Origin of the sequence: Bacillus sp. FJAT-28004, assembly GCF_001280845.1 — a bacterium.
GTDB lineage: Bacteria > Bacillota > Bacilli > Paenibacillales > Paenibacillaceae > Pristimantibacillus.
Genome location: NZ_LGHP01000001.1, coordinates 1,261,066 through 1,273,857 on the forward strand (window position 1 = coordinate 1,261,066; position 12,792 = coordinate 1,273,857).

Annotated in this window: 12 protein-coding genes; 9 read left to right on the top strand and 3 right to left on the bottom strand. The window is 44.6% G+C overall.

Annotation, left to right across the window (positions count from 1 at the left end; all coding sequences use genetic code 11):
* Positions 1-379 precede the first annotated feature (379 nt).
* The 9 genes from AC787_RS35160 (at position 380) to AC787_RS05220 (ending at position 10,733) form a co-directional block, all read left to right on the top strand.
* A complete protein-coding gene (locus AC787_RS35160; protein WP_063847488.1) occupies positions 380-2,335 on the top strand; it encodes a metallophosphoesterase family protein in 1,956 nt (651 codons plus the stop codon).
* A gap of 175 nt (positions 2,336-2,510) precedes the next feature.
* Positions 2,511-3,599 carry an ABC transporter ATP-binding protein gene (locus AC787_RS05185; RefSeq protein WP_054023800.1) on the top strand — a complete coding sequence of 363 codons (1,089 nt, stop codon included), beginning with the start codon at positions 2,511-2,513 and terminating at the stop codon, positions 3,597-3,599.
* Positions 3,559-4,464 (top strand): carbohydrate ABC transporter permease, encoded by a 906-nt coding sequence (locus tag AC787_RS05190; protein WP_054023801.1) that lies wholly within the window; start codon positions 3,559-3,561, stop codon positions 4,462-4,464. The genes AC787_RS05185 and AC787_RS05190 overlap by 41 nt, the downstream gene beginning before the upstream one ends.
* Positions 4,465-4,484: 20 nt before the next feature.
* On the top strand, positions 4,485-5,306 hold the full coding sequence (locus AC787_RS05195) for a carbohydrate ABC transporter permease (RefSeq protein WP_054023802.1): 822 nt from the start codon (positions 4,485-4,487) through the stop codon (positions 5,304-5,306).
* 42 nt (positions 5,307-5,348) lie between these two features.
* Positions 5,349-6,680 carry an ABC transporter substrate-binding protein gene (locus tag AC787_RS05200; RefSeq protein WP_054023803.1) on the top strand — a complete coding sequence of 444 codons (1,332 nt, stop codon included), beginning with the start codon at positions 5,349-5,351 and terminating at the stop codon, positions 6,678-6,680.
* Between the two features lie 25 nt (positions 6,681-6,705).
* Positions 6,706-7,656, top strand: coding sequence for a hypothetical protein (locus AC787_RS05205; RefSeq protein ID WP_054023804.1), 951 nt, complete (start codon positions 6,706-6,708; stop codon positions 7,654-7,656).
* Between the two features lie 85 nt (positions 7,657-7,741).
* On the top strand, positions 7,742-8,518 hold the full coding sequence (locus tag AC787_RS05210; RefSeq protein ID WP_054023805.1) for a DeoR/GlpR family DNA-binding transcription regulator: 777 nt from the start codon (positions 7,742-7,744) through the stop codon (positions 8,516-8,518).
* A 47-nt stretch (positions 8,519-8,565) separates the two neighbouring features.
* Entirely contained in the window at positions 8,566-9,372 is an 807-nt protein-coding gene (locus AC787_RS05215; RefSeq protein ID WP_054023806.1) for a histidinol-phosphatase HisJ family protein, read from the top strand.
* On the top strand, positions 9,369-10,733 hold the full coding sequence (locus AC787_RS05220) for an MATE family efflux transporter (protein ID WP_054023807.1): 1,365 nt from the start codon (positions 9,369-9,371) through the stop codon (positions 10,731-10,733). Before AC787_RS05215 ends, AC787_RS05220 begins: the two co-directional genes overlap by 4 nt.
* A 122-nt stretch (positions 10,734-10,855) precedes the next feature.
* Here AC787_RS05220 and AC787_RS05225 read toward each other — a convergent pair whose 3' ends face one another.
* The 3 genes from AC787_RS05225 to AC787_RS05235 are packed head-to-tail and all read right to left on the bottom strand — an operon-like array spanning position 10,856 to position 12,721.
* Positions 10,856-11,221: a GntR family transcriptional regulator gene (locus AC787_RS05225; RefSeq protein WP_054023808.1), complete on the bottom strand. Its 366-nt coding sequence runs from the start codon at positions 11,219-11,221 to the stop codon at positions 10,856-10,858.
* Positions 11,221-11,874: an ABC-2 transporter permease gene (locus tag AC787_RS05230; protein WP_054023809.1), complete on the bottom strand. Its 654-nt coding sequence runs from the start codon at positions 11,872-11,874 to the stop codon at positions 11,221-11,223. The genes AC787_RS05225 and AC787_RS05230 overlap by 1 nt, the downstream gene beginning before the upstream one ends.
* On the bottom strand, positions 11,867-12,721 hold the full coding sequence (locus AC787_RS05235) for an ABC transporter ATP-binding protein (RefSeq protein WP_054023810.1): 855 nt from the start codon (positions 12,719-12,721) through the stop codon (positions 11,867-11,869). Before AC787_RS05235 ends, AC787_RS05230 begins: the two co-directional genes overlap by 8 nt.
* Positions 12,722-12,792 lie beyond the last annotated feature (71 nt).

Here is a 12,792-nt window from a genome sequence, read left to right on the forward strand (position 1 = left end):
ATTATGTTTTTGCCATACCATACTTGTTTCCTGCTGCTGTAATTTGATTCTTTCTTGCCAAAATACACTTTAAACTACCAAAAATGAAGCAGCTACTCGAAGCATTTTCATTTTCTGAGTTACGTAAATTAATCGCTGATATGGACATCAACTCTGCGAAATTGATCACTCTCAGGAAGAAAAGAAACAAAAAACAATAGTTAAGTTCATAAAGAGAAAGATTAACAAAAAAATCATTCACGGATAACATTCGGTTTACAATCGAGATTTATGATTGAGTTGTTCGGAAGCACAGCGGTTAGAAATCCGCAATCGCTGGAAGCAGGCTGTTCATTTTCTATTAGAGTTTGAGAAGAGTCAGGTTTAGCGGAGTGGTTTTATGAAAGGTGGATTCAATGTGGCAGAGAAAGCGCTCAGTTTCAATCAAGAAGGTACATTTACGATTGTTCAGTTTACGGATGTCCATTGGACCAGTGGTGGCGAGCTGGATTTGCGCACGCAATCATTAATGGAAGAAGTGATCAGATCGGAGTCTCCAGATCTTATCGTTTTTACAGGTGATGTGATCTACAGCGATTACTGTGAAAATCCGAAGCTTGCCTTTCTGCAGGCCGTGTCCTGTGCTGAAAATTCCGAAGTTCCATGGGCGGCCGTTTTTGGCAACCATGATTCGGAGAAAGGAATAACCCGTCAGGAGCTCATGGAGCTGCAGCAAACCTGTAAATTTTGTCTTTCCGAGGCAGGACCCGAGCACATTGACGGCATCGGAAATTATGTTATACAAGTCTATGGATTACAAGGAAATCCTGCAGCTGCTCTCTACTTTCTCGATTCAGGCAGCTATGCGCCGGCGCCGTTGGAAGGATACGATTGGATCCGGCGAAGTCAAATAGATTGGTATGTACAGAATTCCCAAAAGCTTACCACAGAAAATGGAGCTCCATTGCCCTCCTTGGCGTTTTTTCACATTCCACTTCCGGAATACATAGAGGTTTGGAATGAGCAAATATGCCACGGAGTCAAATACGAAGATATCGTTCCACCAAAAATCAACTCTGGATTTGGCACTGCGATGCTTGAACAGGGAGATGTGATAGGGACCTTTGTGGGACACGACCATATTAACGATTTTTATGGAGATTGGCATGGGATTCGTCTATGTTATGGCAGAAGTACTGGCTATAACACGTATGGAAAAAGCGGGTTTTCCCGAGGGGCAAGAATCATCCGCCTTAGAGAAGGGGTCAGGGATTTCGAGACATGGCTTCGTTTGGAAGACAATACAGTTGAATTGAAGCAGCCTGTCCATCATCCTGAAGCAGGGAATTCCTATAATGCTGAACCGCCTGGATCCTCTGGCTTTGAAGGGGTCACCCCCCCGGAGGAACAGTGGTTGGACGCGGCGTTTGCCGAACAAGGCCTTGGGCTTCTTGCTCAATTTCTGCAATACTACCACATGAATCGTAACATCGTGGAAGGAGAACAAGCTTTACAAATAAAGGAGCGAATTGTGGGTTTTCTGTTGCTGCTCCAGCAAGCCGCTCCCAAAGATACGAGAATCATGAGCAAACTTACGGATTTTTATCACAGCCATGGATCTTTTCCTGAAGCGGGATTCTGGTACGGTTGTTTATTGGAGCAGGGGCCACAGCATACCGTTTCCGCGGAATTAGCCGATTTGGTTTCCAGATTGGCTCCGGAGCTGTATCTGGTGGAGAGTGAGCCTTTTGCTTTGCAGGATTGCGTAGCGGTCATCCACCCGGAAATGCCCCTGATTGCGTATCATTTGTTCTGGGAGGATGACTGGAATTCCCCAAATGATAGTATGCCTTGCGATCATGAAATCATATGGGTCAGATATGACCCGCAAACGTTGGAACTGTCCGGGATATGGTCTTATTTCCATGAATACATCATCACCACAAAGGCTGCTTTAACCGAAGCCCGGGAGCATCAGAATCGACCTCAAGCCTATGTGCAATGGGGAATTCACGGTACACTTTTGGCTGGCGGGCTGAATGCCCTTACTGTGACTTGGAAAGATAGTGTGTCCTCAATAACCCATACAGGTATGGACGCAATGGAGCGTATGTTCCATGATGCTAAAAAAGGAGGTAAGTGGAGTAAACACTCGTTAAAGCAGGGATGTGTCAAAAGTTTTACGGGGGAGTTTTCTGACTATATCCGTTTTTCGAAGAAATTGGATACTCGTACATACCTTGATAAACCCAAACGAATCCACAAATCCAGATGGGCTAATGCCGTTTTAAACCAGAGGGCGTTGACCTACAACGCCGCTCCGAAGCTTGAATGGCCCGAGGAGGCTTTGGAATGAAGGTCGATTGGATAACTCTAAGTAAAAAAGAAACAAAAAACAATAATTTAGTCTAATAAGAGAAAGATTAACAAAAAAAAGATACGCTTCAAACATACAGTTTACAATCGAGATTTATGATTCAACTGTGGCCCAGTAGACTATAACTTGAGCAAGAGAGAGGGAATGATATCACATGTCGGCTATTCATCTAGACAAGGTATCCAAAACGTACCCGAACGGAAAAACCGTTATCGACTACTTACAGCTCGAAATTCGGGACTGCTCTTTTACCGTATTGGTGGGCCCATCGGGATGTGGAAAAACGACTGCACTGCGGCTAATTGCCGGTCTGGAGGAAGTTACCGCCGGTGAGATTCACATTGGAGAGCGCAATGTCACGAAGGCAGAGCCCGGCGATCGTGGTATCGCCATGGTTTTCCAAAACTACGCTATTTATCCGCACATGACCGTCCGCAAAAATATCGAGTTCGGTCTGAAAAACCAGGGGTTTCCCAAAGATGAGATCAAGCGGCGCGTGGAGCATGTGGTGAATTTGGTCGGGCTCCAGGACTACATGAACGCCAAGCCGTCTATGCTTTCGGGAGGACAAAGGCAGCGGATTGCGTTATCCAGAGCAATCTCGAAAAATCCACAGGTTTTTCTGATGGATGAACCGCTTTCCAATTTGGACGCCAAGCTGCGCAATCAGATGCGAAGTGAGCTCATCCAGTTGCACCACAATTTGCAATCGACGTTTGTGTTCGTTACTCACGATCAGGTGGAAGCGATGACGATGGGGACCGATATCGTTATTTTCAATGAAGGCAAGGTGATGCAGAACGGCACTCCGAAGCAAGTGTACAATGATCCGGATAACGTTTTTGTAGCTACATTTATCGGTGATCCAGGCATGAACATTGTTTTGCTTCCGAATATTTGTCTGCTCGGCTTTCGTCCCCAAAAGGTCAAGCTGATGAAACCGGCACAATTTCAAGGCATTGTCCTATCCGGGAAAATCGTCTTGAGGGAAACTTTGGGATTGGAGACTTTGTACCATGTGTCGACAAGCTTGGGGGCGATCGTTGTAAAATCCGAGGAAGATAGGGACTTTGGTGACCGTGTGAAGGTATACATTACGGAAGAGGACTTGTATTACTTTGATGAAGCGAGTGATCAGCGTATCCGGGACGCCCAGCAAATCAGGTTCGTGTTAAATTCGATTTCTTACCTGGAGGGCGTATATGTCGAAAATGAGCATCAAGTCCATACAACAGCTCTTTAATGGAATCATCCGAAATCCGTATGTACTTATAGCCCCGGCCATCATTCTCGTTTGCTTATTTTCCATCTATCCGCTTTTGTTCTCGTTCAAAGTCAGTTTCTTGAACTGGGACATTGTGACAGACACTAAAAGCTACGTCGGATTCGATAATTATACCAATATTTTGAGTGATCCCTTGTTTGCAAAGGTGCTGAAAAATACGCTTATCTACACACTTTTTACGGTCGTGTTCGGTTTGGTATTTGCAGTCCTCATTGGTATTCTGCTGCAAAAGAATACGGTATTGGATAATTTCGTTCAGAGCATCATTTTTACACCCCATATTATTTCATTCGTATCTGTAACGATCATGTGGATGTGGCTGCTTGATCCGCAAATGGGCATCATCAATTATGTGTTGAAAATGGTGGGGCTTGAGCCGCTAAAATGGATGATGAGTCCGGATACATCCCTCTTATCGATTATAATAGTTTCGATTTGGAAGGGGCTTGGCTTCAATGTAATGATCATCATCGCTGGGCTGCAAAGTATACCCAAATACATTTACGAGGCCGCCAAGCTGGATAATTCCAGCAAATTGAATACGATGTTCCGTATCACGCTTCCGATGCTATCACCGACATTGTTGTTTTTGTTAATTACTTCGATCATAGGTTCGTTTAGTTCGTTCGATATCGTCAGCCTGATGACCAAGGGAGGGCCGCAGAACTCCTCAAATCTATTCGTGCATTGGATTTATCAAACCGGGTTTTTAAAATTCCAACTTGGCAAAGCGATGGCAGGCTCCGTCTTATTCTTAATCATCATCGGTATCATCTCACTGGCTAACTATTTATTTTTCTCTAAAAAAGTCCACTATCAGTAAAGGAAGGAACAAAGATCACCATGAAACAGATTGCTTTTGTGTTGCGTATCGTGCTGCTTATTGCTTTGGTCCTCGTGTTTATCTTCCCTTTTCTATGGATGATCAGCACTTCCTTGAAAACCTATGTGGAGGCTATCCAATTTCCACCGGCTTTGCTGCCGGAGATCCCGCAGTTTTCCAATTACGTGGCAGCATGGGATCAAGTTCGGTTTCTTCATTACGGGCTGAATTCCGTCATCGTCACAAGTCTTACTGTGTTCGGACAATTGCTCGTCTGTATACCTGCAGCATATGCATTTGCCAAAAAAAAGTTTAAGTTATCCGGATTGTTTTTTGGACTCATTCTAATCGACTTGATGCTGCCAGCACAAGTGACCTTCGTTCCGATTTATGTCCTATTGAGCAATTTCGGATGGATCGACACCTACCAGGGTATGATCGTTCCGTTCACGTATTCATCGTTCACTATCTTCTTTATGACACAGGCATTTAAGCAAATTTCGGACGAGTTAATTGACGCAGCCAAATTAGACAAGGCATCTGAGTTGCAAATCATAATACGTATTATGCTCCCGATGGCCAAGCCGTTCGTGTTTACGGTGATGTTGATCACATGTATTTCGAAATGGAATGATTACTTCTGGACATTGATTCTAACCAATTCCGAATCTGTACGGACACTGCCGATCGCGGTCAAAAGCTTACTGGACGTCGGCGACGGGGTAACCCTATGGAACATTGCAATGGCGGGTAATATGTTACTTATGGCTCCTGTTGTCATCCTCTATTTATTGGCAAATCGTTTCATCAAAAATGCCTTTGTTTACGGAGGCATTAAATAGTTATTCACAAATAAGGACCCCATCTAAGGAGGAGCTTATCACATGAAACGATCTTTGAAAAATACGGTATTTATTCTCTTCTGTTTAGTAATCATTTTTGTGGCTGGATGCGGTAAAAGCAAGGAATCACCAACAAATAATAATGCTGGCGGACAATCAACTGCGAGCAGCCAAGAGAAAGTCGTCGTCGATATGTGGTCAATTTTTGATGTTAGCAATGGTAATGGCAAGGCTCTTGTCGATGCCGCTGGAAAGTTCAATGAACTGCATCCAGGTGTGGAAGTTACCATCTTCGGACAAGGCGGCTACGACGGAGTAGCCGAGAAGTTGGAGGCGTCGCTCGTTGCCAAGAACACGCCGGTTATTGCCCAAATCGAGGAATCCTTCCTCTCCCGCTATCACCCGGTAGCTGCAGATCTGAGCAAATATATGTCCCAGGCGACAATCGACAATTATATCGACGGCTTGACTCGCTCCAGCTACGCCGACGGGGTGTTCAAAGCCGCTCCGATGAATCGCAGCACACCGATTATGTACATCAACGCCGATTTGTTCAAGGCAGCCGGAATTCCGGTGGAAGCGCCGAAGACGTGGGATCAGCTCCATGAATATGCCAAAAAATTGAGTGATCCAGCCAAGGGGATTTACGGATTTTCCTCCCATTGGGACAGCGATGCATGGTTCTGGGAGTCTGCAGTGTATTCCTATGGCGGTGAAGTCGTGAGTGAAGATGGCTCGAAGGTACTGTTTGACAACGACAAGGGCTGGGGAATCGTCGAGCTGTGGCAGAGCATGGTTAAGGAAAATGTCATGTTTAACGCTTATGGCGCGCAAGGCAGCCAATCCGATCTTATAAAGAAGAAATTTTTCGAAGGCAAAATTGCGATGATAATGGATTCAGTCGGATCACTTGGACCGGTATTTAAGGAAGCAGAAGCTAGTGGGTTTGAAGTGCAAGCTGCGTATCAGCCGTTCAAAGAGAAAAATTCGGTCGTAACAGGCGGAGCTAACATGATCATTCTGGATAGCGCGACGGAAGAGCAGAAGAAAGCGGCAGGACAATTTCTAGAGTATTTGGCCAATGATGAATTCGTAATGTCCTTCTTCCAAAATTCTGGCTATTTGCCCATAACAAAATCTTCGCTGGAAACGGATGAGATGAAAAAGCTACTTGCCGAGAAGCCACAGTACAAAGTGGCCATCGATCAACTGGAATATGCTCATAAACGGCCGTGGCAAAAAAACTGGAGAGCGATGTATACGTCCATCGTGGAGAACTTGCAGCTCGCGATGATGGACACGACTCAAGATCCGCAGCAAATCATTCATAAAGCAGCTGAACAGTCGCAAGCGATCATCAACGAAAATAAATAAGGTGCCTTTCGAAAGGAGAGACGAAATGAATACAACAAATGGATTTATAGACAATGGGAGCTGGTATAAAGGTAATTTGCATGGGCATTCCACCCTCTCCGACGGCGAACTGACGACCGATCAACTTCGTGAGGCGTACAAACAGAAGGGTTACCATTTTTTCGCCCACTCAGAACATGATTTCTTCTCCAACTTCGAGCACTTGAATGAACCGGATTTCATTACGCTTCCGTCCAGTGAAGTGGGAATCAGAATGCCTAAGGGCGATTATCGAATCTTCCATCTGCATGTCATCATGGGGACGGATGAGCATCTTCGCGCAGCGACGCTTGAGCCTTTGACCCATATGCAGCCGATTATATGGCCGGATTTTGTAGGGTATGATACGGCCCAGCAGTTCATCGACGACATGGTCGCACGCGGTAATATTGTCATGTTTAACCATCCCCACTGGTCGATTGTGGAATGGGAGGATTTGATCGAGCTCGACAACCTGTTTGCAATTGAGGTTTACAATCACTGCTCCGAATGGCAAGAGAACATGGGGAATTCGCGGATTTTGTGGGACAGCCTGCTGCGTAAAGGTAAGAGGCTGTGGGGAACGGCCACGGACGACAATCATAACCGCTTTCCGTTAGACTCGCCTTATAACGACTCGTTTGGAGGATGGGTTGTAGTGAAGGCGAAGGAGCTGGCCCGAAATTCCATCGTGGACGCTCTTCTTAAAGGCAGTTTCTATTCGTCAACAGGACCGGAAATCTATGATTTCCGTATCGAAGACAACGAGGTTATCTTCGAATGCTCGCCCGTCGAACGCATTTATATGAACGGTGATGGAAGGCAATACCAAATTGAGATTGGCGACAATGTGACCAAGCTTCGCAAAAAGTTGCATGGTAACGAGAAGTATATTAGGATCGAATGCTACGACAAATACGGTAAATTTGCTTATACAAATCCGATTTTCCTGGATTAAGGCAAGCATTACCTATCAAGCCGGAGTACCGACCGTAGGTACTCCGGCTTGAATTCCATTAACTAATGAACAGGGTGAGAGTTCAATGCTGCAGGTTGAGAGAGTTAGTATGATTATGGCGGAATTGAATGCGAACGGAAGAGTGACGGTGAGTGGTCTCGCCGAACGATTGGAAGTTTCCAAGGTGACGGTTCGCCGCGATTTGGACTTGTTAAGCAAGGAAAGTAAATTACTCATCGTTCATGGAGGGGCGGTCAAACCGAATTTCACGCTGTACGAAGCGCCATACAGCCAAAGGAATGCAATTCATATCGAAGAGAAGATAAGGGTAGGCATTAAAGCCGCGGACATGATTAATGATTATGATGTGATCGCTTTCGGTGTAGGTACCACGACGTTGCAAATCGCCAACCACCTGATGAATAAGAGAAATGTGACGATACTCGTTGGATGTGTTCCGATCCTAAACAGCTTGATCGAGCGAAAAAAGGCGGGTTATTTTACGGGGAAAATCATTTTTCTCGGCGGTGAAATTGACACGGACCAGATGTTCGCCACAGGCTCAATATCGTTGGATTTGCTGAACAACTTCCACGTCGATAAAGTGTTTGTTGGCGCCAACGGTTACTCCATCGCCAACGGGATTACGACCTACCAGATCGACGAGGGTCATTTACTCAAGAAGATGCTTCGGCGTTCCGATCAAGTTCATATCGTCATTGATCACTCAAAAATCGATGCGAAATCGCTTTACAAATATGCTGATTTCGACGAGGCTGATTACGTCATTTGCGATTCCGAGCCACCGAACGATTGGAGTACGCGACTGCTGGACGCAGGTGTAACCTGGGTGAAAGCGTAGGAATACGATTGCAGCATAGATCAAGATGAAGAAAGAGGGAAAAGGAAATGCAGGTTTCAAAGGAAATTGTGGATCAGCACGTTCATTCCGCCTACTCCCCCGACTCGAGTGAGTTATTGGCGGATATCGTTCGTCACGCCCAGTCTCTAGGTAAAAAGGCGGTCGTGACGACGGATCACTTCGATTACGACTGCAAATATTTCAAAAAAGACGTGCTGATTGATATGCCGAGCTATGAGCAAGAAATCGCCAAATTGCGTGGTCAATACGATATCGACATCCACAAGGGCATTGAAGTTGGGTATCGTAAAGACTACATTGGCCCGATAAACGACTATTTGCAGCAGTATTCATTCGATCTGGTGCTGCTCTCCGTTCATAATAACGGCGTGCACGATTTTGCCGAAGATACTTTTCATCAGCAACCGATTGAGCATATACTCGACAATTATTTCTCGCATGTGCGGGAAGCCGTCGATGTGATGGACAATTACGATGTCGTCGCTCACCTCGATTACGTCGTTCGATATACGAAAACCAACGTTCGCATGGAGGATTATGAGCGGTGCCGGTTGATCCTATATGATTTATTGAAGACAATTATTCGCAAGGATAAGGTATTGGAGCTAAATACGACAGGACTGTTTCGACAAGGGTGGATTCACCCGCATTCCTATTTAATTGAGATGTACTTGGATTTGGGAGGCAAATGGTTTTCGCTGGGCTCTGATGCGCACAGCCTGAGCAACTACGAGCAAGGCTTCGGTCAGGCGATCGAACTGTTGGAGTCCTATGGCATTCGTGAAATTGTTCAATTCCACAAGCGTGTTCCTCAGCTTGTGCCGATTAAATGATGCGACTGAACGATGAATTCTACAGCAAGCTGTACCGGCTTGCTGTTCCGCTGACGATTCAGTTTCTGTTCTCCTCGTCCTTCTTCCTGATTGACTCGATCATGGTGGCAGGCTTGGGGGTTGAGGCAATTGCCGCCGTGGGCATTGCTGGTCAATTCGAATTTATGCTTGGGATGATATTGGCCGGTGTTCTAAGTGGACCGGCAGTTTTTATAGCGCAATACTATGGCAAGAGAGATTACGATTCGATCCAAAAGCTGGCGGCATTAACCGTCTATTGCGGATTGGCCATCAGCTTTATTTATTTTATTGTCCTGACATTCAGCTCTCCTCATGTCTTTATGCCGTTCACCGATGACAAAGAACTGGTGGAAATGACATCGTCTTTCGTTTCCATTGTCAGTTACGGGTATATTGCTTCGGCTGTCACGAGCGCTTTCGCGATGAACTTGAAGAGCATCGGAGTCGTTAAGGTAATCGTGTACGTGACTACGCTGTCGCTGCTGTTGAACACGGTTCTGAACTATGCGCTGATTTATGGACATTTCGGATTCGCGCCCATGGGAGTCGACGGCGCTGCGATTGCCACGCTAATTTCAAAGCTGCTGCAGATGGTGTTAACAATAGTGTATGTGTATACAAAGAGAAGAGAAGTTGCTGTGCCTCTCTTGAGACGGGTGCCGGTTGACCGCGCTCTGGTTGGCAAAGTGTTTACGGTTACGCTGCCGATCATCATTCATGAAACGCTTTGGGGACTTGGCACAACGATGTATATGATGGCGTTTGGCCTGTTGGGTGCTACTGCAATTGCAATTATTCAAGTTTCCAAAGTGATCGGTAACTTTGTTATGGCTGGCGTGCAGGGCTTTGCCCTAGCGGCGAGCGTTATGATCGGTGAGCAGATCGGCCTTCGCCACCGGGAGCGGGCGCAGCTCTACGCCGAGCGGTTTACGCGAATCGGCATCGCGGCTGGCATTGCAATTGGGCTGGCATTGTTCGCAGCTGCTCCTCAAGCTGTTCGGCTGTTTCAAATCAGTGAGTATTTGCATGAGCAAGCAGTGTCAGTCGTGCGCATAATGGCTTGTATGTTAATATTCAATTTTCTTAACAACATCTGGATTGTCGGCGTATTCCGCAGCGGTGGTGATACGCGGTACTCAATGAAGCTTGTGCTGGGATCGACTTGGCTGATCGGGCTTCCGCTAGCGTTCATAGGAGCGGGGATCATGAAGTGGCCGATCGAAATCGTGTATGCGCTGTATGCCGCAGAGGAAATCTCCAAAGCGTTCATCGGCTACTTTCGCTACAGGTCCCGCCGCTGGCAGCATGATTTGGTCAGCGAGACGAACGAGGCATTATGAAAAGCGTCCTCGCGGCGGACACTGGCAGCGATGAAGTCAGGGGTGATGGACCCCCTAGGCATCACCAATAAAACAAATAAACCACGTCCATAGGACGTGGTTTTCTGTTCATATCTATATTTTCAATAAACTTCCTTCAAAAGCTCAAAAACTTCTTCTATCGTGAGTCCAAAGGATTTGTAATACGAAGTGTCAATAACCATCTGCTTTAAGATCATTTCATTGCGTTTTTGAAGCATCTCGTCGGTCGAGAGTTCAGCTATAAAACATCCTTTGCCGGTTACGGTGTAAATCAAACCATGTCGTTCGAGTTCTTCCCAAGCTTTTTTTACGGTAATGATACTAACACGAAGCTCCGTGGCTGCTTGTCGTATGGGTGGCAAACTATACCCATTTTCTAGTTCGCCCTTGAGAATTTGTGCGCTGATTTGTTCGAAAAGCTGTTGATAGATGGGTTTATCAGAGGAGTTCGAAATAGCTATGTTCATTAAATTTCCACTTTCTGAAAACGTTTGATTGCAATATGATAAGCGATTATCGTAAATATCGCAAATATGACGATGCCCGTGATCAGGATGGATAGATGAGTTCCTAAATGGTCAGTACCATTTCCTTTGAAGAGATTAGATACAAATGAATTCTGTATTCCGAGCCATTCTGCGCCTCCAGCAAACAGTATAGCAGCTGTAATAGAAGCAATCGATGCTGCGCCGTATTTATAGGCTGTCTTAAAATACATCGATATAAAGATAATGTTGAAGATCGCAATCATAACGAAGCATAGTCCCCAAAAACCAAAGGATGGTTTGAAGAAAAAGTAGGTCAGATTTGGATATAAGCGAGTACTAATCATCCCATAAATCATTGCAACAATGATGTGTATTAATTCCATGATTACAATAACGGTTACCTTTGCTTTCACGATGTCTTTTTTTGTTACGGGCATCATTCTTGTAAATATTAAATCGTTCTGAGATTTATACCCTGCAAACATATTCGGTATCGTAAGAAAACAAAAGTAAAGGATGACAAGGAAATATAACCATGAGGGAATAAGCATTAAGGCACCTGTCAAAAAAGGCATGACATAGAAGAATGGGCTTACGCCTAATTTTAATTCTTTCATTAGTAAATTATACATGCAAAATCTCCTTTTTCGCGAAATAGATCATAATCTCCTCAAGACTAGGCAAAGTTGATTTAATATCCCAAGAGGGATCAAAGTCACTAGTGTGGATTAAGGCTGTAAAGCCGAATGAATTCTTTTTGTAGGCAATTAACTGGTCTTTTATCAAATCCAATTGCTCTTCTTTCCCATTCACCAAGCGGTAGGTATCAATAAATTCTTCTTTCTCAGAGCTGTTGATAATTTGTCCGTTATCGATAAAAGTAATATAATCGGCACATTTTTCCAAATCAGTTGTAATATGAGTTGAAAACAGGATGCTGATTTCACCATCTTCCACTAGTTCCTGAAAAATATCTAACAAATTGTCTCTTGCAACCGGATCAAGCCCGCTTGTTGGTTCATCAAGAATAAGCAGCTTTGCGCCGTGTGATAAAGCGATGGCCAAGCTGTATTTCACTTTCATCCCGGTAGATAATTCAGCTATTTTTTTGTTTTCATTCAAATTAAATCTTTTCAAATAATTGTAATAGGCATCATCATTCCAATTACGATAAAACTTTTTGATTACGTTAGTTAGCGTTTTGATTTTGTTTCGAGTATAGAAATTGATGTCTCCAAAAGCAGAGCCAATTTCTTGTTTTAGCTCGAGTTCGTGCTCGAGCATCTCTTTGCCCAAAATAAAGATTTCACCGCTATCCATATTAATCAAATTCAAAATGGATTTTATAGTGGTTGTTTTTCCTGCGCCGTTGGCTCCAATAAATCCCATAATATAACCCTTTTCCAGTTGAAAGGATATGTCTTTTAAATGAAAATGTTCATATTTCTTATTTAAATTTTTAATATCTAACGCAAGCATATAGTCAACCTCCTTATAAATTGTGTATGTTGTGTATGCACAATGTATCATTGGGACAGCTTTTATGTCAA